Source organism: Streptomyces sp. NPDC059534 (assembly GCF_042743475.1).
In the GTDB taxonomy this organism is placed as follows: Bacteria; Actinomycetota; Actinomycetes; order Streptomycetales; family Streptomycetaceae; genus Streptomyces.
In genome coordinates this window covers 181221-201034 of the sequence record NZ_JBHWAQ010000009.1, presented here as the reverse complement: position 1 = coordinate 201034, position 19814 = coordinate 181221, and the positions used below count along the sequence as shown (strand labels likewise).

Sequence of the window (19814 nt, the reverse complement as noted above, 5' to 3'; positions counted from 1 at the left end):
GGGCGCCGGGCGTCCTACTTGCAGACGGTCCCGGAGGCCGGCACCTTGCCGTCCAGGAGATAGGCGTCGACCGCCTTCTTCACGCACTTGTCGCCGCTGTTGTACGAGCCGTGGCCCTCGCCCTCGTACGTCAGCTCCACGCCGACGCCCTTGCCGAGCGCGTTCACCATCGCCCGCGCGCCCTCGTACGGGGTGGCCGGGTCGCCGGTGTTGCCGACGACCAGGATCGGCGCCGCGCCGGGCGCGGACACGTCCAGGTGCTCCCAGGCGCCGGGCACCGGCCACTGCGCGCAGCTCGCGAGCGCCCAGCCCATGAAGTCGCCGAAGACGGGCGACGCCTCCCGGAACTGGGGGAGCCGCTCCTTCGCCTGGCCGAGGGTGTAGCGCTCCTTGAAGTCCACGCAGTTGATGGCGGCGTTGGCGGCCTGGATGTTGCTGTAGGAGCCGTTCTGGCTCCGTCCGTTCATCGCGTCGGAGAGCGACAGGAGCAGCGCGCCGTCGCCGCCGTCGGCGGCGTCGAGCCCCTGCTCCAGATAGGTCCAGTAGTCCTTCGAGTACAGCGACTGCGCGATGCCGTTGGTCGCCTGCGTCTGGGTGAGCTCCCGGTCGCCGATGCCGGGGATCGGGTTCTTGTCCAGCGACGCCAGGAGGTCCGTGACGAAGGACTCGATCTCGGCGACGGTCGTGCCGGGCAGCGTGCACTCGTCGCCGCGGTCGACGCAGTCCTGGGCGAAGTTGTCCAGCGCGAGCTGGAAGCCCTTCGCCTGGCCGAGGGCGCCGTCCTCGACGCCCGCGTCCGGGTCGACGACGGCGTCGAAGACGGCCCGGCCGACGTTCCCGGGGAACAGATGGGCGTACACGCCGCCGAGCTCGGTGCCGTACGAGATGCCGAAGTAGTGGAGCTTGTCGTCACCGAGGACCTGGCGCATCAGATCCATGTCGCGGGCCGCGTTCTCCGTCCCGACGTACGGCAGGGCGGTGCCCGAGTCCTTCTCGCAGCCGGTCGCGTACTTCTTCTGCGCGTCCGAGAGCGTCCGCTCCTCGGCCTCGTCGTCGGGCGTGAAGTCCAGGGAGTAGTAGGCGTCGAGCTCCTTGTCGGTGGCGCACTCCACCGGATCGCTGCGGCCCACCCCGCGCGGGTCGAAGGACACCAGGTCGTAGCGGGTGCGCAGGGTCTCGTAGTCGGCGGCGAAGCCCGGCAGCGCGGTGATCCCGGAGCCGCCGGGGCCGCCGAAGTTGAAGACGAGCGAGCCGATCCGGCGGGAGCTGTCCTTCGCCCTGGCCCGGATGAGGGCGAGTTCGATGGTCTCGCCGTCCGGCACCGCCCAGTCCAGCGGCGTCTGCAGGAAGGAGCACTCCCAGGCCGCGCCGCCGGGGAGTGGGGAGGGCGCCGGCCCGCCGCCCTCGGCCGGGGACGGCGGCGGGCAGGGCGCCCAGGACAGCTTCTGCGCCGCCAGCGCCGAGAGCCCCGAGCCGCTCGGCTTCGTCGGCTCCGCCGTGTCGTCTCCCCCGTCCGAGCACCCGGCGGCGAGCAGCACGGTGGTGGCGGTGAGCAGTGCGGCGCGCTGGGCGACGGAGATCGGCATACGCCCATGGTGGGCCGCCGCCCGCGTGCCCGCGCGGGACGGAGGTCCATGCGGGTGGCCGCGGCCCGGCGCCCGTCCCGCCGGCCGGCAGGACGCCTTAGAGCGCCTCGCGTTTCGTCAGCCAGTTGAAGCAGATCCAGCCCGGCAGGACCGGGAGCCACAGCGTGAGCAGGCGGTACAGGAGCACGGCCGGGGTCGCGACGTCGATGGGGAGGCCCACCGCCAGCAGACCGACGGTGAGCGCGCCCTCGACGGCGCCGACACCGCCGGGCGTCGGCGCCGCCGAGCCGAGCGCGTTGCCCGCGAGGAAGACGACCGCGACGCTCGCGTAGCTGATCGACTGGTGTCCGTGGCCGAAGGCCCGGATCGAGGCGTCCAGGCAGAGCACGAACGCGCCGGTGAGCAGCAGCATCCCGCTGATGCCGGTCAGCAGCTTCATCGGCCGCTGGAGCACGTCCAGCATGCGCGGCACCACACCCGCGAAGAGCGACCGCAGGCGGGTGGAGACGAACTTGCGCATGAACGGGATCGCCGTCACGACGAGCACGAGGACCGCGACCGTGAGCAGACCGGCGATGACCGTCCTCGACGGGGTGAAGGACTGCGACTTCTCCGTCCCCGTCAGATAGCCGAAGGACAGCAGCAGCAGGATGTGCGCGCCGAGCCCGAAGAGCTGCGAGGCGCCGACGCTCGCGACCGCGAGCCCCGGCCGTACCCCCGCCCGCTGGAGGAAGCGGGTGTTCAGGGCGACACCGCCGACCGCCGCCGGAGCGACGATCTTCACGAACGAGCCGGCGACCTGCGCCACCACCGTCCGCCAGAAGCCGACCCGCTCCGGCACGAAGCCGAGCAGGCTCATCGCCGCCGCCACATAGCTGAGCGCCGAGAACAGCACCGCGGCCGCCACCCACCGCCAGTCCGCCTGACTGACCGTCGACAGCGGGGTCCGGGCGATCTGCGACAGCAGGAAGTACGCGGCGACCGCGCCCGCGATCAGACTGACCAGGGTCCGCGGCTTGATCCGCTCCAGACGGACCGGCTCCACCGGCGCCTGCGGGCGGATCAGCAGCACCTGCTGCCGGATCTGGGCCAGCAGGTCCTCCTCGCGGGCCTCGTCGAGCGCCGTGTCGAGGGCCCGCTTCTCGGCCTTCTTGTCCGCCTTCTTCTCGGCCTTCGTCTCGGCCCGCACGTCCTTCAGGTCGTCCGGGGCCGCGGCGGCCGCCTTCGCGAGCTCCCGCTCGTGCTTGGCCGCCTCGGACGCCGCGAGCACGGCCTCCCGCTCCCGGGCCGACCGCTCGCGGGCCATTCTCCGCAGCGTCGCGCGCGTGGAGCGGCTCAGCGCGATCGGCTGGAGCAGCGGCAGACAGTCGGCGACGGCGTCCGGGCCGAGCACCTCGACGGCCGCGGCGACCGCCCGCTCCGCCCCGACGCGCAGACCGAGGGTGGTGAGCAGCTGGGCGATGTCCATCCGCAGGATCAGATCGCCGGCGGCGATCTCGCCGCCCCGCAGATCGGTGAGGATCACCCTGCCGGAACGATCCACCAGAATCGCGTCACCCGTCAGCCTGCGGTGGGCGATCCGGCGCGACTGCAGCGCCCGTACCTGCCGGAAGGTGCTGCGGACCAGCTCGTCGGTGACCTCGTCGTCGTCCAGCGAGTCCAGGCTCCGGCCGCCGATGTGCTCGTACACGAGCATCACGGCGTCCGGTCCGAGCTCGGAGGTGGCGATCAGCTTCGGCGCGTTCGCCCCGGCGGCGATCGCCGCGTACGCGAGGAGCGCCTCCTGCTCCAGCGCCTGGCGCAGCGAGACGATCGACCGGCGGGTGGTGATCGTCCGCAGGGTGATCCGCCGCCACGCGCGGTAGAAGAAGCCGTGCGCCTGCTGCTCGCGGTCGACGACGGTGACGTCGAGCGGCGGGCCGTCCTCCAGGGTCACGATGTAGCGGCGGCCGCGGTCGCCGCTGTCCGCCGCGTCGGCCACGTCCTCGGCGCGCAGCGCCGTCACCGGCCGGAAGCCGACCCGGCGCAGCCCCGCGAGGAGGGTCTGCCCGGTGGGCCGGACGTTGGGGGAGCCGACCGCGTAGAGCGTGCCGTAGGCCACGGTCCAGCCGATGAGGACGGTCAGGATGATCGACAGGGCGGTGGTGTAGCCGGCCACCAGCATGGTGAAGGCGTCGAGCAGCAGCACCGCCCAGAGCGACACCCGCCAGCGGGGCCTGCGGGCCATGCCGACGGCGGTCATGTACGCGATGACCGGGGCGAGGTAGTTGTGCACCGGGTCGGTGAGCCCGCCGCCGGACTGCGGCTGGGTCAGCGCGTCCTGGATGGTGCCGGGCGCGGCCTGGGCGACCCAGAGGTCGGTGGCGAGGGTGACGCCGTGCGCGAGGACGGCGGCGAGGACGCCGTCGGCGATGCGCAGTCCGTCGCGTTTGATCAGCCGCTCGATGGCGAAGGCGACCGGGACGAGCAGGACGGCGATGGAGGAGACGAGACCGGCGATCTTGACGAAGACGTCGGGGGCGCCGACGGCGCCCTTGTTGATGTCCTCCTCGAGACCCGAGGTCGTGGCGTGGGCGAACGCCGCGATGGCGATGACCAGACCGATGGCGAGCAGGCCGATGAGCAGCCGCATCAGGTCGGACGGCCGGTGCACGCGGGCGGCGAGCAGCGGCTCGTCGCCGGAGACCCGCTCGGGCACGTCGGCCTCGCCCTCTCCAGGAGGCTGCGTGTCCTGCCCCATCACCATGTCCGTCTCTGCCCGCGCGTCTTCTCGATCACGTTCTTGTTCTCGTACTTGTCGCTCTTGATCTCGTATCACCAGTCACCGCCCGGACGATGGTGGCACGAAGAGCCCGCGTGCGGAGGCATCAGGGCCATGTCGGTGGGGTGAGGCAGGATGGGGCGGATGAGCATGGAGGAACCCGTGGGGGAGACCGGAGAACTGCCCGAGTACGCGGAGCGGGTGCTCGACGTCGCCGACGGGATCCCGCCCGGCCGGGTCATGACCTACGGCGACGTGGCCGAATGGCTGGGCGAGGGCGGGCCGCGGCAGGTGGGCCGGGTGATGGCCCTGTACGGCGGTGCGGCGCCGTGGTGGCGCGTGGTCCGGGCGGACGGCACGCTCCTCCCCGGCCACGAGCTGCGGGCCCTCGGCCACTACCGCGACGAGGGCACCCCGCTGCGCGCCGCGGGCCCCGCGACCGAGGGGCACGTGCCCCGCGTCGACATGCGGCGGGCACGCTGGGACGGCACCGCGGACCCGGACTCCGGGGACGGCGGCGGCAGCGGCGGGGGTGCCGGAACTCACACCTGAGGGCGCGGGCCCGGAACGCGCGGGCGGGACGTCCCCGCCGGGGTGGACGCGGTCCGGAGTACGGCTCGTCGGCGGCGCGCTTCGCGTAACGTCGACGTTCGCGTCTCCCGAGGCGGCGGCCACGGCACACGGCCGCCTCACCCGCACCACCACACCCACCAGGACCGGCGATCCACGTGAGCACCTCCTCCACCACCCGGCGTACGCCGCCGCACCAGGGACAGCCGTACCCGGGTTCGGGACGGCAGCGGACCCCGGGCGCGTACCGACTGGTGCGCACCACACCGGCCCCGCAGGATCCCCCTCAGCTGGACGCAGTGCAGCGGGAAGTGGTTGACCACCGGAGCGGACCGCTCCTCGTCCTCGCCGGACCCGGCACCGGCAAGACGACGACACTGGTCGAGGCGGTCGCCGCCCGCATGGAGAACGGCGCCGACCCCGAACGCCTCCTCGTCCTCACCTTCAGCCGCAAGGCCGCCGTCGAACTCCGCGACCGGATGGCCGCCCGGCTCGGCGGCCGCCGCCCGCCGCAGGCCACCACCTTCCACTCGTACTGCTACGCCCTGATCCGCGCCCACCAGGACGCCGAACTCTTCGCCGAACCGCTCCGGCTGCTCTCCGGACCCGAGCAGGACCTCGCCGTACGCGAACTGCTCGCCGGCCAGATCGACCTGGAGAGGGCGGGCCTCGGCCGGGTCGGCTGGCCCGACGAACTGCGCGCCTGCCTCACCACCCGCGGCTTCGCCGACGAGGTCAGGGCCGTCCTCGCCCGCTCCCGCGAGCTGGGCCTCGGCCCCGACGCCCTGGCCCGCTTCGCGGACCGGGTCGGCCGCCCCGACTGGAAGGCGGCCGCCGGCTTCCTCGCCGAGTACCTCGACGTCCTCGACCTCCAGGGCGTCCTCGACTACACGGAGCTCGTCCACCGGGCCGTCCTGCTCGCCGGACAGGTCACCCTCCCCGCGTACGACGCCGTGTACGTCGACGAGTACCAGGACACCGACCCGGCGCAGGTCCGGCTGCTGCACCGGCTCACCGGCGGCGGCCGCGGCACCGTCGTCGCCTTCGGCGACCCCGACCAGTCCATCTACGCCTTCCGCGGCGCCGACGTGAACGGCATCCTCGACTTCCCGGCCGCCTTCGGCGGCGCGGACGTCCGCGTCCTGCGCGCCTCCCGCCGCTCGGGAGCCGGCCTCCTCGGCGCGACCCGGCAGCTCGCCCAGCGGATGCCGATGCCCCGGCTCCCCGCCGACAAGGTCCGCGCCCACCGCGACCTCGCGCCGGTACGGGACGGCGGCCACGCCGAGGCGTACACCTACCCCACCGCCTCGGCCGAGGCCGAGAACATCGCCGACCTCCTCCGCCGCGCCCACCTGGAGGACGGCCTCCCCTGGCAGGACATGGCCGTCCTCACCCGCGCCGCCGCCACCCTCCCCTCGCTCCGCCGCGCCCTCACCTCCGCCGGCGTCCCCGTCGAGACGGACGCGGCGGACACCCCCCTCCGCCACGAACCGGCAGTGGCCCCCCTCCTCCTCGCCCTCAGAGCGGTAGCGGGCCCCGTTGCGGGCACCCGTTCCGCAGGGGCGGAACGGGTGGGCACAACCCACGACGGCGCCGCACCGTCGGCGCTTCCTTCGGACCCCGCACCGTCGGCGCAGCCGGACACCGCCGACTGGCTGGCCACCGACACCGCCCTGGAACTGCTCGCCTCCCCCCTGGCGGGAGTGGACCCCGCCGACCTCCGAAGGCTCGGCCGCGCCCTCCGCGACGAGGAACGCGCCGCCGGGAACAAGGTCCCGCCCCCCTCCGACGTCCTCCTCGCCCGCGCGCTCGCGGAGCCCGAGCGACTGGTCGCGCACGATCCCGCGTACGCGCGCGGCGCGAAGCGGCTCGGCGACCTGCTCCGGCAGACCCGTACGCTCCTCGCCGCAGGCGGCACCGCCGAGGAGGCCCTCTGGGTGCTCTGGAACGGCACCCCCTGGCCCGGCCGCCTGGAGCGCGCCGCCCTGCGCGGCGGCCCCGCGGGGCGCAACGCCGACCGCGACCTGGACGCCGTGTGCGCGCTGTTCGAGACCGCCGCCCGCGCCGAGGAACGCGTCGGCGGCCGGGGTGTCCTGAACTTCCTGGAGGAGCTCGACGCCCAGGACATCGCCGCCGACACCCTCACCCGCCGGCACACCCGCCCGGACGCCGTCCGCCTGATGACCGCCCACCGTTCCAAGGGCCTCGAATGGAGCTTCGTAGTCGTCGCCGGCCTGCAGGAGAGGCTCTGGCCCGACCTGCGCCGCCGCGGCTCCCTCCTCGAAGCGGACCGCATCGGCCGCGACGGCCTCGCCGAACCGCTCACCCCCGGCGCCCTCCTCGCCGAGGAGCGCCGCCTCTTCTACGTGGCCGCCACGCGCGCGCGTGACCGGCTCGTCGTCACCGCGGTGAAGGCCGCCGCCGAGGACGGCGACCAGCCGTCCCGCTTCCTCACCGAGCTCGGCGCCGAGCCGAAGGACGTCCCCGGCCGCCCCCGCCGCCCCCTCGCGGTCTCCGCCCTTGTCGCCGAACTGCGGGCCACCACCGTCGACCCGGACGCCTCGCCCGCCCTGCGGGACGCGGCGGCCGACCGGCTCGCCGAACTCGCCGCGCTCACCGACGAGGACGGCCAGCCCCTGGTCCCGGCCGCGCACCCGGAGCGCTGGTGGGGCCTGCTGGAGCCGACGCACAGCACGGCGCCGCTGCGCGAGCGCGACCGGCCCGTGGCGCTCTCGCCGAGCTCCCTGGAGAACCTGGCCGCCACCTGCTCCCTCCAGTGGTTCCTGGGCCGCGAGGTCAAGGCGGCGGCCCCGGCCACCGCCGCCCAGGGCTTCGGCAACGTCGTCCACGTCCTCGCCGACGAGGTCGCCTCCGGCCGTACCCCCGCCGACCTCGACGTCCTCATGGCCCGTCTCGACTCCGTCTGGGACGCCCTCGCCTTCGACGCGCCCTGGAAATCGGCGCAGGAGAAGGGCCACGCGCGCGTGGCCCTGGAACGCTTCCTGCGCTGGCACGTCATGGACCGCGGCGGCCGCACCCCGGCCGCCTCCGAGCACGGCTTCGACGTGACCCTGGAGGCGGGCGACTACGAGGTCCGCATCCGCGGCTCCATGGACCGGGTGGAGACCGACGAGCAGGGGCGCGCGTACGTCGTCGACTTCAAGACCGGCAAGTCGGCCCCCACCCGCGACGAGGTAGCCCACCACCCGCAGCTCGCCGTCTACCAGCTCGCGGTCAGGGAGGGCGCGCTCGACGAGGTCCTCGACGGCCGGCGTCCCGAGCCCGGCGGCGCCGAACTCGTCCAGCTGCGGCAGAGCGCCCCGCAGAAGGAGGGCGGCGACGCCCTGCCGAAGGTGCAGGGGCAACAGCCCCTGGCGGGGGAGTGGGTCGGCCGACTGCTGGCCGACGCGGCGGGCCGGGTCCTCGACGAGCGGTTCACCCCCAGCACCGGCCAGCACTGCACGACCTGCGCCTTCCGGGCCTCGTGCAGCGCCCAGCCGGAGGGCCGCCAGGTCGTCGACTGACACCCGCCCGGTGCCGTGTGCGAAGGGTCACGTCCCTCTCCGTACATCCTTTGTTCGACCTCGCCCGTCATTGTCCTCGCGACGTCCGCGTAAAGGCGTCGTGAAGACGAGCTGTGAAAACCGCCGTGCGAAACGGCTGTGAGGAGTACGCGCATGAGGGCCAACAGGAAGCTCTGGGCTGCGGCGACGGTCTGTGTGGCCGTGGTCGTGGGTGCCACGGGCTGTTCCAAGGGCGAGGACAAGGCCGCCGACCCCTTCGCGGGACTCACCGCCGACGCCATCGCCGACAAGGCGGTCGAGACCACCAAGGCGGCCACCGCCTTCCGCATGAACGGCACGGGCAAGACCGACGGCGAGGAGATGACCGTCGAGTTCTCCGTCGACAACAAGGGCAACTGCAAGGGCTCGATGCAGGCACCCAAGGGCGGCAAGGCCGAGATCGTCGGCACCGGCGGCACCAGCTACATGAAGGGCGACGACGCCTTCTGGAAGTCCACCGGCGGTGACGAGGGCTCCTCCGCGGAGGAGTCCGGCGCCATGAGCGCGCTCCTCAAGGGCCGCTGGATGAAGATGCCGAACGAGAGCGGCGCGGGCGAGGGCGGCCCCGGCGCGTTCTGCGACCTGAAGCAGATCGTCAAGGACATGGACGAGCAGACGCCGCGCAAGGGCATGACGCGCGAGGCCGACGCCGACGTCGACGGCAAGCCCGTCGCCGTGCTCAGCAAGAAGGACAAGGGCGAGACCGCGACCTTCTACGTGGCCAAGGACTCCGCCAAGCCGTACATCCTCCGTGTCGTGACGACCGGTGGCGACGACCCCGGCACCGTCGACCTGAGCGACTTCGACAAGCCGGTCACCGTCACCGCCCCGCCGGCCGACCAGACCGTGGACATGGCGGAGCTCATGAAGGGCGCCTCCTGAAGTAGCGGGCACGCGTGCGCGGGGCGACGCTGGTGTGACGGCCCGGGGGAATCAGCGAGGAGGCTCGCATGACGTCCCACTCCCACCGAAGGCTCCGTGCCGCGGCCGTCGTCTGCGCGGTCGCCGCCGTCGCGGGCCCCGCGCCGGCGGCGGCCTGGGCGGCGGCCGACGGCCCGTCGCGCGCCGTCGCCGTGGCACCCTCCCCGGACCCCTTCACCGGGCTCTCCGCCGACGAGATCGCCGAACGGGCCGTCACCGCGACCCAGTCGGCGACCTCGCTCCGCATGACCGGCCGGGTGTCGACGGACGGTCAGCCGATCGACATCGACTTCGCCGTCGACGACCACGACGAGTGCACCGGCCGGATGAGGATCGAGGGCGGCACCGCCGAACTCCGCAAGGCCGACGACGTCACCTACATGAAGGGCGACGAGGCGTTCTGGCGGGCGTCCATGACCTCCCAGGGCATGTCCGAGCCGCAGATCGCCGCCACCATCGAGCTGATCAAGGACCGCTGGCTGAAGATCGCCGCCGGGCAGGCCGGCAGCGAGGACCTCGGCAGTGTCTGCGACCTGAAGTCGCTCCTCGCCGACCTCGGCAAGGACAAGGCGGAGCGCAGCGGGCTGACCCGGGGGCCGGACGCCGAGATCGCCGGCACCCCCGTCGCCACCCTGGTGAAGAAGGACGGCGCCGAGACCACCACCGTGTCCGTCTCCCAGGAGGGCAAGCCGTACATCCTGAAGATGGTCAAGGCCGGCGGCGAGGAACCCGGCGCGCTGCTCCTCTCCGACTACGACAAGCCCGTCCGCGTGGTCGTCCCGCCCGCCGACGAGACGGTGGACCTGTCGAAGCTCGACCAGGGCTCGCCCGCGTAGCGGGTGCCCTGGCGATCGGGCCGGGCTCGCCGCCCGGCACCGCGCCCCCGGAACCCCAGGTGAGAGCGGTACGGGGTGGGATTGTCGGTCGGCCCCGTTAGCCTCTTTGGGGTGACCGCACGCATCACCGACCCCGAGCAGCTCAAAGAGCTCCTCGGCATCCCGTTCACCCCGGAGCAGACGGCCTGCATCACCGCGCCGCTCGCCCCGCAGGTCGTCGTGGCCGGAGCCGGCTCCGGCAAGACGACGGTGATGGCCGCCCGGGTGGTCTGGCTGGTCGGCACGGGCCAGGTCGCCCCCGAGCAGGTCCTCGGCCTCACCTTCACCAACAAGGCCGCCGGCGAGCTCGCCGAGCGCGTCCGCACCGCCCTCGTCCGCGCCGGCGTCACCGACCCCGACGTCATCGACCCGGACGATCCGCCCGGCGAGCCCCGCATCTCCACGTACCACGCCTTCGCCGGACAGCTCCTCACCGACCACGGCCTGCGCATCGGCCTGGAGCCCACCTCCCGGCTCCTCGCCGACGCCACCCGCTACCAGCTCGCCGCGCGCGTCCTGCGCGAGGCCCCCGGCCCCTACCCGGCGCTCACCCGGTCCTTCCCGACCCTCATCACCGACCTCCTGGCCCTCGACGCCGAGCTGGCCGAGCACCTCGTACGGCCCGAGCGGCTCGACGCGTACGACGCCGAGCTGCTCGACGCCCTCGCCGGCGCCCGGCTCAGCAACGCCGAGCTGCGCAAGGTCCCCGAGGCCGCCGCCGCCCGCCGCGAGCTGCTCGACCTGGTCGTCCGCTACCGCGCCGCCAAGCGCTCCCGCGACCTGCTCGACTTCGGCGACCAGATCGCGCGCTCCGCCGAGCTCGCCACCACCCGGCCCGAGGTCGGCGAGATCCTGCGCGAGGAGTTCCGGGTCGTCCTCCTCGACGAGTACCAGGACACCTCCGTCGCCCAGCGCCTCCTCCTCTCCGGACTCTTCGGCCAGGGCACCGGACACGCCGTGACCGCCGTCGGCGACCCCTGCCAGGCCATCTACGGCTGGCGCGGCGCGTCCGTCGCCAACCTCGACGACTTCCCCGAGCACTTCCCGCACGCGGACGGCCGCCCCGCCGACCGCTTCTCCCTCTCCGAGAACCGGCGCAGCGGCGGCCGCCTCCTCGAACTCGCCAACGGCCTCGCCGCCCCGCTGCGCGCCATGCACGCGGGCGTGGAGGCCCTGCGGCCCGCGCCGGGAGCCGAGCGGGACGGCAGCGTGCGGATCGCGCTCCTCCCCACCCACGCCGAGGAGATCGACTGGCTGGCCGACTCCCTCGCCCACCTCGTCCGCACCGGCCGCGAGCCCGGCGAGATGGCCGTCCTGTGCCGGACGGCCACCGACTTCCCCGCCCTCCACGCGGCCCTCGTCGCCCGTGACGTCCCCGTCGAGGTCGTCGGCCTCTCCGGCCTCCTCCACCTGCCCGAGATCGCCGACCTCGTCGCCGTCTGCGAGGTCCTCCAGGACCCCGGGGCCAACGCCGCCCTGGTCCGGCTCCTCACCGGCCCCCGCTGGCGCATCGGCCCCCGCGACCTCGCCCTCCTCGGCCGCCGCGCCCGCCTCCTGGTCCACCGGGGCGGCGACGATCCGGACCCCGAGCAGCGTCTCGCCGCCGCCGTCGAGGGCGTGGACCCGGCCGAGGTCGTCTCCCTCGCCGACGCGCTCGACACCTTCCTCGGCTCCGGCGGAACCGAGGAAGACGGCCTGGCCTTCTCCGCCGAGGCCCGGGTCCGCTTCGCGCGCCTCGCCACCGAGCTGCGCGCCCTGCGCACCTCGCTCGCCGACCCCCTCATGGACGTCCTGCACCGGGTCCTCAACGCGACCGGCCTGGAGGTCGAGCTCTCCGCCTCCCCGCACGCGCTGGCCGCCCGCCGCCGCGAGACCCTCGGCCACTTCCTCGACATCGCCGCGGGCTTCGCCTCCCTCGACGGCGAGGCCAGCCTGCTCGCCTTCCTCGGCTTCCTGCGCACGGCCGTCCAGTTCGAGAAGGGCCTCGACAGCGCCCTCCCGGGCGGCGAGAACACCGTCAAGGTCCTCACCGCCCACAAGTCCAAGGGCCTGGAGTGGGACGTCGTCGCCGTCCCCGGTCTCGTCGCCGGCCAGTTCCCCAGCGCGCGGGCCCGCGAGTCCTGGACCTCCCAGCCCCAGGTCCTCCCGCACGCGCTGCGCGGCGACGCGCCCACCCTGCCGACGATCGACACCTGGGACGCCACCTCCCTCACGTCCTTCAAGAACGCCATGCGGGACCACCAGCACACCGAGGAGCTCCGCCTCGGCTACGTGACCTTCACCCGCCCCCGCTCGCTCCTCCTCGGCTCCGCCCACTGGTGGGGCCCCGCCCAGAAGAAGCCCCGCGGCCCCTCGGACTTCCTCCGGGCGCTGTACGACCACTGCGCGGCCGGCCACGGCGACATCGAGTCCTGGGCCGACGAACCGGCCCCCGACGACCGGAACCCGTCCCTCGCGGAGACGGACCAGGACCGGCCCTGGCCCCTGCCGCTGGACGAGGAGTCGTTCCGCCGCCGCAGGCAGGCGGCGGAGGCCGTGTCCGCCCGGCTGCGGACCATCGCCCCGCAGGGCGACGGGAGCACCCCCGGAGGGAGCCCGGGGGAGCGCCGGCACACCCCCGCGAGCGCGGCGCCCGCCCCCCGGGGTCCGCACCCCGAGGACCTCTGGCCCGAGGAGGAGGAACCCGTCTGGGACGACGAGGAGACCCTCCCCGAGGACACCCACGCCGACGCCGTCCCCGCCCCCAGGGAGCCCGAGGCCCCGCCCTCGGAGCCGTACGGCGGGCAGCTCGCCCCCGAGGACGCGCGGACCGTCGCGTCCTGGGACCGCGACCTGACCTCCCTCACCGCCGAGCTCCGCCGTGCCCGCGCGACGACCCGCGACGTCGTCCTCCCCGCGTACCTCTCCGCCTCCCAGGTGCTCCGGCTCGCCGCCGACCCGGACGGCTTCGCCCAGGAGCTGGCCCGGCCCATGCCCACGGCTCCGCAGCCCGCCGCCCGCCGGGGCACCCGCTTCCACGCGTGGGTGGAGTCCCGGTTCGAGGAGCTGCCGCTGCCGTTCCTCGGCCCCGAGGAGTTGCCCGGCGGGGAGGACTTCGCCGGGGAACCGGAGATCCTCGACGAGCGGGACCTGGAGACCCTCAAGGAGGCGTTCGCCCGCACGCCGTACGCCCGGCGCACCCCGTACCGCGTCGAGGTCCCCGTGCACCTCTCCCTCGCGGGCCGGGTCGTCCGGGGCAGGATCGACGCCGTCTACCGGGACCCGGACACCGGCGCGTACGAGATCGTCGACTGGAAGACCAGTCATCAGAGGACCGCCGACCCGCTCCAGCTGGCGATCTACCGGCTCGCCTGGGCCGAGCAGCACGGCCTCGCGCCCGAGGACGTCGCCGCCGCCTTCGTCTACGTCCGAACGGGTGAGGTGGCCCGCCCCGCCCGCCTGCCGGGCCGGGCCGGGCTCGAAGCCATCCTGCTTGGCGGAGCACCCCCGGACGCCGGATAGGCTCGGAGGCATGAGCGAGACCCCGGACAGCGCCGTCCACGCCGTACGCACGTACATCGAGCAGCACCGTGACGCCTTCCTCGGCGACCTCGCCGAGTGGCTGCGCATCCCCTCGGTGTCGGCGCAGCCGGACCGGGCCGGGGACGTCCGGCGCAGCGCCGAGTGGCTCGCCGCCAAGCTCACGGAGACCGGCTTCACCACCGTCGAGGTGTGGGAGACCGACGGCGCCCCGGCGGTCTTCGCCGAGTGGCCCTCGGAGGACCCCGGAGCCCCGACCGTCCTCGTCTACGGCCACCACGACGTCCAGCCCGCCGCCCGCGAGGACGGCTGGCACACGGACCCCTTCGAGCCGACCGTGGTCGACGGCCGGATGTACGCGCGCGGGGCGGCCGACGACAAGGGCCAGGTGTTCTTCCACACACTCGGCGTCCGCGCCCACCTCGCCGCCACCGGCCGCACGGCGCCCGCCGTCCACCTCAAGCTGCTCGTCGAGGGCGAGGAGGAGTCGGGTTCCCCGCACTTCCGCGCCCTGGTCGAGTCCCGCGCCGCGCGCCTCGCCGCCGACGCCGTGATCGTCTCCGACACCGGCATGTGGTCCGAGACGACCCCCACCGTGTGCACCGGCATGCGCGGGGTCGCCGACTGCGAGATCGCGCTGTACGGCCCCGACCAGGACATCCACTCCGGCTCCTTCGGCGGCGCCGTGCCGAACCCGGCCACCGTCGCGGGCCGGATCGTCGCCGCCCTCCACGACGCCGACGAGCACGTGGCGATCCCCGGCTTCTACGACGGGGTGACCGAACTCACCGACGCCGAGCGCGCCCTCGTCGCCGAGCTGCCCTTCGACGAGGCGGCCTGGCTCCGTACGGCGAAGTCGCACGGCACCCTCGGCGAGGCCGGCTTCTCCACCCTGGAGCGGGTCTGGGCCCGGCCCACCGCCGAGGTCAACGGCATCGGCGGCGGCTACCAGGGCCCCGGCGGCAAGACGATCGTCCCCTCCTCGGCCCAGCTGAAGCTGTCCTTCCGGCTCGTCGCGGGCCAGGACCCGGACAAGATCGAGCTCGCCGTCCGGGAGTGGCTCGCCGGACTCGTCCCGGCCGGCGTCCGGTACGAGATCGTCTTCGGCGCCCCGACCCGCCCGTGCCTCACGCCCCTCGGCCACCCCGCCCTCAAGGCGGTCGCCGGGGCCATGAGCCGGGCCTTCGACGGCGCCAAGGTCCGCTACACCCGCGAGGGCGGCTCCGGACCGGCCGCCGACCTCCAGGACGTCCTGGAGGCGCCCGTGCTGTTCCTCGGCATCTCCGTCCCGTCCGACGGCTGGCACGCCCCCAACGAGAAGATCGAGCTCGATCTCCTCATGAAGGGCGTCGAGACGACCGCTCATCTGTGGGGCGACCTGCCCGCCGCCCTGGGGCCCGCCTGACGGTTCCCGCCGGGTCCGGGCCGCCCGGCACGCACGCCCCGGCCCGATCCGACGTGAATCGCCAGACAAGCCCTCGTCGCCGAGCGCTGAACCCACACACCGATCCGGGGGAGTAGAAGCACCTGTGAGCACCCTGAAGAACGCGTCCGCGGACCGCCCGATCTCGCTCACCGCGCCGAGCGGCATCGACCGGGCCGCCCACCACCGCCTCGACGAGGCATGGCTCGCGGCCGCCTGGAGCCACCCCAGGACCCGGGTCTTCGTGGTCTCCGGGGGCCAGGTGCTGATCGACGACCGGCCCGACGGCACCACCGAGCTCGTCATGACCCCGGCGTTCGAGGCCCCGGTCACCGAGACCCACCGCTACTTCCTGGGCACGGACGCCGACGGCGTCTCCTACTTCGCCCTCCAGAAGGACTCCCTGCCCGGCCGCATGGACCAGTCCGCCCGCCCCGCCGGGCTGCGCGAGGCCGGGCTGCTGCTGTCGCCGCGCGACGCGGGCCTCATGGTGCACGCGGTCGCCCTGGAGAACTGGCAGCGCCTCCACCGCTTCTGTTCGCGCTGCGGCGAGCGCACGGTCATCGCCGCGGCCGGCCACATCCGCCGCTGCCAGGCATGCGGCGCCGAGCACTACCCGCGTACCGACCCCGCGGTGATCATGCTCGTCACCGACGACCAGGACCGGGCGCTGCTCGGCCGCCAGGTCCACTGGCCCGAGGGCCGCTTCTCCACCCTCGCCGGTTTCGTCGAGCCCGGCGAGTCCATCGAGCAGTCGGTCGTCCGCGAGGTCTTCGAGGAGGCCGGCGTCACGGTCGGCGAGGTCGAGTACATCGCCAGCCAGCCCTGGCCGTTCCCGTCCAGTCTGATGCTGGGGTTCTTCGCCCGCGCCACCTCCGCGGAGATCACCGTGGACGGCGAGGAGATACACGAGGCGCGCTGGTTCTCCCGCGACGACCTGGCCGCCGCCTTCGCGTCGGGCGACGTGGTGCCCCCGTACGGCATCTCGATCGCCTCCCGGCTGATCGAGCGCTGGTACGGCAAGCCGTTGCCCAAGCCCGGTGACGTGGTCTGACACCTCTGGCACGATGCCGGACATGACGCGGGACAGGGCGTACGACGACGAGCGGCTCGCGGTCGCGTACCAGCGGGGCAACCAGATGCCCGAGGCGTCGCTCCGTGACTGGACCAGGCTGATCGGTTCCTTCACGGACCGGCCGGCCCCGGCGATCGTGGAGGTCGGCGCGGGCACCGGCATGTTCTGCGCCGCCATGGCCCGCCGGCTCGCGCCCTCGGCCGTGGTCGGGATCGACCCCTCGGCGGCCATGCTCGCCGAGGCCGTGCGCCACCACGCCGGCCCCGGCGTCCACTACGTGCGGGGCGCCGCGGAGGCCCTGCCCGTCCGCTCCGGCGCGTTCGACCTCGCGCTGCTGTCCCGGATGATCCACCACCTGCCCGACCGTCCCCGCGCGGCCCGCGAACTGGCCCGCGTCCTGCGGCCCGGGGGAGTGGTGGTCGTGCGGACGACCTTCCGCGAGCGCCTGGACGCGCTCGTCTACGACTACTGGCCGCGGCTGCGCGAGCTGGACCGGAAACGCTTCCCGTCGGCGGACGAGATCCGTGAGGACTTCACCGGGGCGGGCTTCACCGTGCTGAAGGTCACGTCGTTCGCCCGCCCGGTCGCCGAGGACCTGCGCACCTACCGCGCGCGGCTGACCGCCCGCCCCCTGGCGAAATTCGGCCGCCTCACCCCCGAGGAGTTCGAGGACGGACTCGACCACCTGGCGGCCGACGCCCGCCGCGAGGGCGCCACCGGGCCGGTGCCCGTCGACGAGCGCTACGACGTGGTGGTCCTGACCGCCCCCTGACCGCCGACCGCCCCGAGTCTCCCCACACGACGAACCCCCGGCCGGGCGGATCGCCGGTCGGGGGTTCGGACGCGCGGTGACTCAGACGCCGATCTTCTGCTTGACCTGCGCGAGCGAGGGGTTCGTCAGCGTCGAACCGTCCGGGAAGAGAACGGTCGGGACGGTCTGGTTGCCGCCGTTGGCCTTCTCGACGAACGCGGCCGAATCAGGGTCCAGCTCGATGTTGACCTCGGTGTACGCGATGCCCTCGCGGTCCATCTGGCTCTTCAGCCGACGGCAGTAGCCGCACCACGTGGTGCTGTACATCGTCACAGTGCCCTGCATGGCGAGGCGCTCCTCTTGTTCGCTGACGGGTGCCGAGAAGGAGAACGTACGCCCCCGCCTCCTCATTCCCGGAATTCGTATGACCGGAGCCCCGGCCTGTGGACGGTCCTCCGCACCGACCCCTCCGGACCTGGCAGCATGGCGGAGTGACAGCAGCAACGCACTCCACTCTCTTCCCGCAGGTCCCGGAGACGGCCGACGCGGTGCTCGACGGGCTCGACCCCGAGCAGCGCGAGGTCGCCCTGGCCCTGACCGGCCCGGTGTGCGTGCTGGCCGGCGCCGGTACGGGCAAGACGCGCGCCATCACCCACCGCATCGCGTACGGGGTCCGGGCGAACGTGCTCCAGCCCTCCAGCGTGCTGGCCGTCACCTTCACCAACCGGGCCGCGGGCGAGATGCGCGGCCGGCTCCGGCAGCTCGGCGCCGGGGGCGTCCAGGCCCGCACCTTCCACTCCGCCGCGCTCCGCCAGCTCCAGTTCTTCTGGCCGAAAGCAGTCGGTGGCGACCTGCCCCGGCTCCTGGAGCGGAAGGTCCAGCTCGTCGCCGAGGCCGCGGCCCGCTGCCGCGTCCGGCTCGACCGCAACGAGCTCAGGGACGTCACCGGCGAGATCGAATGGGCCAAGGTCACCCAGACGGTTCCCGCCGACTATCCCGCCGGCGTCGCCAAGTCCGTCCGGGAAGCCCCCCGCGATCCGGCCGAGATCGGCCAGATCTATGCCATGTACGAACAGCTCAAGCGCGACCGCTCGGTGATCGACTTCGAGGACGTGCTGCTGCTCACCGTCGGCATCCTCCAGGACCGGCACGACATCGCCGACCAGATCCGCCGCCAGTACCAGCACTTCGTCGTGGACGAGTACCAGGACGTCTCCCCGCTCCAGCAGCGGCTGCTCGACCTGTGGCTCGGCGACCGGGACAACCTCTGCGTCGTCGGCGACGCCAGCCAGACCATCTACTCCTTCACCGGCGCCACCCCCGACCACCTGCTGAACTTCCGCACCCGCCACCCGGGCGCCACCGTGGTCAAGCTGGTCCGCGACTACCGCTCCACCCCCCAGGTCGTCCACCTCGCCAACGGACTGCTCAGCCAGGCCCGCGGCCGGGCCGCCGAGCACCGCCTGGAGCTGATCTCCCAGCGCGACCCCGGCCCCGAGCCCGCCTACACGGAGTACGCCGACGAGCCGGCCGAGGCCGAGGGCACCGCCCGCCGCATCCGCGACCTCGTCGCCGCCGGCGTCCCGGCCGGCGAGATCGCCGTCCTCTACCGGATCAACGCCCAGTCCGAGGTGTACGAGCAGGCCCTCGCCGACGCCGGAGTGCCCTACCAGCTCCGCGGCGCCGAGCGCTTCTTCGAGCGCCAGGAGGTACGGGAAGCGGGCATCGCCCTGCGCGGCGCCGCCCGCGCCGGGGGCAACGACTCCCTCCTCGACGACGCCGAGGACCTGCCCGCGCAGGTCAGGGCGGTCCTCTCCACCAAGGGCTGGACCGACCGGCCGCCGGCCGGCTCGGGCGCCGTCCGCGACCGCTGGGAGTCGCTGGCCGCCCTCGTCCGGCTCGCCGAGGACTTCGCCCGCGCCAAGCCCGGGGCCACCCTCTCCGACCTGGTCGCCGAGCTCGACGAGCGGGCCGCCGCCCAGCACGCCCCGACCGTCCAGGGCGTCACCCTCGCCTCGCTGCACGCGGCGAAGGGCCTCGAATGGGACGCCGTCTTCCTGGTCGGCCTCACCGAGGGCATGATGCCGATCACCTACGCCAAGACCGACGAGCAGGTCGAGGAGGAGCGCCGCCTGCTGTACGTCGGCGTCACCCGCGCCCGGTTCCACCTCTCGCTCTCCTGGGCGCTCTCCCGCTCCCCGGGCGGCCGGGCCTCCCGGCGCGCCAGCCGCTTCCTCAAGGGGCTGCGCCCCGGCTCCGGCTCCCTCGGCTCCGCCGCGGCCGCCGGCCGCGGCGGCATCGAGAGGGGCGGCGTCGGCGGGGGCCGGCGCAAGATGCGGGGACCCGTCCTCTGCCGGGTCTGCGGCGCGACCCTCACCGAAGCGGGCGCCATGAAGCTCATGCGCTGCGAGGACTGCCCCTCCGACATGGACGAGGGCCTGTACGAGCGGCTGCGCGACTGGCGCGCCGAGCAGGCGCGGGAACTGGCCCAGCCCGCCTACTGCGTCTTCACCGACAAGACGCTGATGGCCATCGCCGAACGCGTCCCGACCACCGACGGCGAGCTCGCCTCGATCTCCGGCGTCGGCATGCGGAAGCTGGACCGTTTCGGCGCCGATGTCCTGGCCATCTGCGCAGGTGGGGAGGGCGGAGCGGGTGCCGACGAACTCTGAGCGAAACTCGTCGCAAAAATAGTTTGCGCCTGCCCCGTCAAGCGCCATAGGTTCTTAACCACGGAAACAGCGGCTTCTTCGAAGCCCTGTCTTCGTGC

12 protein-coding genes are annotated in these 19814 nt (G+C 73.8%); 9 read left to right on the top strand and 3 right to left on the bottom strand.

Annotated elements, in window-relative coordinates; all coding sequences use genetic code 11:
* Window positions 1-14: 14 nt before the first annotated feature.
* Window positions 15-1586, bottom strand: a complete 1572-nt coding sequence (locus ACFVZH_RS14335) for an alpha/beta hydrolase (protein ID WP_384896828.1) — start codon at window positions 1584-1586, stop codon at window positions 15-17.
* A gap of 97 nt (window positions 1587-1683) precedes the next feature.
* A complete protein-coding gene (locus tag ACFVZH_RS14330) occupies window positions 1684-4332 on the bottom strand; it encodes a lysylphosphatidylglycerol synthase domain-containing protein (protein WP_384896825.1) in 2649 nt (882 codons plus the stop codon).
* Between the two features lie 150 nt (window positions 4333-4482).
* Between ACFVZH_RS14330 and ACFVZH_RS14325 the strand changes: the two genes are divergently transcribed.
* The 8 genes from ACFVZH_RS14325 to ACFVZH_RS14290 all read left to right on the top strand — a co-directional run bounded on the left by ACFVZH_RS14325 (window position 4483) and on the right by ACFVZH_RS14290 (window position 17065).
* Entirely contained in the window at window positions 4483-4899 is a 417-nt protein-coding gene (locus tag ACFVZH_RS14325) for an MGMT family protein (protein WP_384896822.1), read from the top strand.
* A gap of 176 nt (window positions 4900-5075) precedes the next feature.
* On the top strand, window positions 5076-8441 hold the full coding sequence (locus tag ACFVZH_RS14320) for an ATP-dependent helicase (protein ID WP_384896820.1): 3366 nt from the start codon (window positions 5076-5078) through the stop codon (window positions 8439-8441).
* A gap of 153 nt (window positions 8442-8594) precedes the next feature.
* Window positions 8595-9362, top strand: coding sequence for a hypothetical protein (locus ACFVZH_RS14315; RefSeq protein WP_384896817.1), 768 nt, complete (start codon window positions 8595-8597; stop codon window positions 9360-9362).
* A gap of 68 nt (window positions 9363-9430) precedes the next feature.
* The gene (locus tag ACFVZH_RS14310; RefSeq protein ID WP_384896815.1) at window positions 9431-10237 is read left to right on the top strand and encodes a hypothetical protein; all 807 of its coding nucleotides are present in this window, start codon (window positions 9431-9433) and stop codon (window positions 10235-10237) included.
* Window positions 10238-10348: 111 nt separating this feature from the next.
* On the top strand, window positions 10349-13777 hold the full coding sequence (locus ACFVZH_RS14305) for a UvrD-helicase domain-containing protein (protein ID WP_384896812.1): 3429 nt from the start codon (window positions 10349-10351) through the stop codon (window positions 13775-13777).
* Between the two features lie 10 nt (window positions 13778-13787).
* Window positions 13788-15200, top strand: a complete 1413-nt coding sequence (locus ACFVZH_RS14300) for a dipeptidase (RefSeq protein WP_384896809.1) — start codon at window positions 13788-13790, stop codon at window positions 15198-15200.
* A 124-nt stretch (window positions 15201-15324) separates the two neighbouring features.
* Window positions 15325-16272, top strand: a complete 948-nt coding sequence (gene nudC, locus ACFVZH_RS14295) for an NAD(+) diphosphatase (protein ID WP_384896806.1) — start codon at window positions 15325-15327, stop codon at window positions 16270-16272.
* Between the two features lie 22 nt (window positions 16273-16294).
* Window positions 16295-17065, top strand: a complete 771-nt coding sequence (locus ACFVZH_RS14290; RefSeq protein WP_384896803.1) for a class I SAM-dependent methyltransferase — start codon at window positions 16295-16297, stop codon at window positions 17063-17065.
* Between the two features lie 81 nt (window positions 17066-17146).
* On the opposite strand, the gene ACFVZH_RS14285 is transcribed toward ACFVZH_RS14290, so the two are convergent.
* Window positions 17147-17389, bottom strand: a complete 243-nt coding sequence (locus tag ACFVZH_RS14285) for a mycoredoxin (RefSeq protein WP_369146392.1) — start codon at window positions 17387-17389, stop codon at window positions 17147-17149.
* A gap of 146 nt (window positions 17390-17535) precedes the next feature.
* Here ACFVZH_RS14285 and ACFVZH_RS14280 point away from each other — a divergent pair, with 146 nt between their 5' ends.
* Window positions 17536-19716 carry an ATP-dependent DNA helicase UvrD2 gene (locus tag ACFVZH_RS14280; protein ID WP_384896800.1) on the top strand — a complete coding sequence of 727 codons (2181 nt, stop codon included), beginning with the start codon at window positions 17536-17538 and terminating at the stop codon, window positions 19714-19716.
* The last annotated feature ends 98 nt before the right edge of the window (window positions 19717-19814 follow it).

Excerpts from the sequence above, each read along its gene's own strand:
- ACFVZH_RS14335 (WP_384896828.1), bottom strand. The coding sequence starts at position 1,586 with ATGCCGATCTCCGTCGCCCAGCGCGCCGCACTGCTCACCGCCACCACC.
- ACFVZH_RS14330 (WP_384896825.1), bottom strand. The coding sequence starts at position 4,332 with ATGGTGATGGGGCAGGACACGCAGCCTCCTGGAGAGGGCGAGGCCGAC.
- ACFVZH_RS14325 (WP_384896822.1), top strand. The coding sequence starts at position 4,483 with ATGGGGCGGATGAGCATGGAGGAACCCGTGGGGGAGACCGGAGAACTG.
- ACFVZH_RS14315 (WP_384896817.1), top strand. The coding sequence starts at position 8,595 with ATGAGGGCCAACAGGAAGCTCTGGGCTGCGGCGACGGTCTGTGTGGCC.
- ACFVZH_RS14310 (WP_384896815.1), top strand. The coding sequence starts at position 9,431 with ATGACGTCCCACTCCCACCGAAGGCTCCGTGCCGCGGCCGTCGTCTGC.
- ACFVZH_RS14300 (WP_384896809.1), top strand. The coding sequence starts at position 13,788 with ATGAGCGAGACCCCGGACAGCGCCGTCCACGCCGTACGCACGTACATC.
- ACFVZH_RS14290 (WP_384896803.1), top strand. The coding sequence starts at position 16,295 with ATGACGCGGGACAGGGCGTACGACGACGAGCGGCTCGCGGTCGCGTAC.
- ACFVZH_RS14285 (WP_369146392.1), bottom strand. The coding sequence starts at position 17,389 with ATGCAGGGCACTGTGACGATGTACAGCACCACGTGGTGCGGCTACTGC.